Annotated in this window: 1 protein-coding gene; it reads right to left on the reverse strand. The window is 53.7% G+C overall.

What is annotated here, in order from left to right; translation table 11 throughout:
* A partial coding sequence (locus tag HMPREF1250_RS09155; protein ID WP_023054384.1) for a phage terminase large subunit occupies positions 1–378 on the reverse strand: 378 nt, incomplete at its 3' end.
* Positions 379–521 lie beyond the last annotated feature (143 nt).

The raw sequence follows: 521 nt of genomic DNA on the forward strand, positions 1-521 counted from the left end.
AAACGGCAATTTGATGGACTTGATCTTCTGTGGATCATCTACACCGAAAAACAGAATCTTCTGCCCGGTTTTCTTATAGGTAATCTCGTGCGGGCTCGTCTTGAACCTGAACTTACTGGTAAGCCCCAGCGCGTCAATGCCCCACTGCATTTGCGGGTAGACGCTATTCTTGATAGTGTTGCCCACTTTACGCAGCACCACGGCGTGACAGCCCGGATTCTTAATCAAGAGCTGCGGAATCTCCAGGCTCATCGCCGACGACTTCGTGCTGCCGCGCCCGCCTTCCAGCCAGTAGTACGTGTGGCCATGGCTCTTGATGTCGCGGTGCAGCCCCCAGAAGTGAGGCGCTACGATATTACTCAACCTGACTGTCTTCATGTGCTTCCTCTCCTACATCATCAACAATCTGGACGTTATCGTCGGCGTCCTGGGCCGTGGCTTTTACTTCCTGCTCCAGTTTCGCCAGCCGCAGCTTCTGCTCTTTTGCATCCATTTCTGTCGGGTATCGCTTGAGCAGCTGC

This window comes from Megasphaera vaginalis (ex Srinivasan et al. 2021), from assembly GCF_000478965.1.
GTDB lineage: Bacteria > Bacillota > Negativicutes > Veillonellales > Megasphaeraceae > Megasphaera > Megasphaera vaginalis.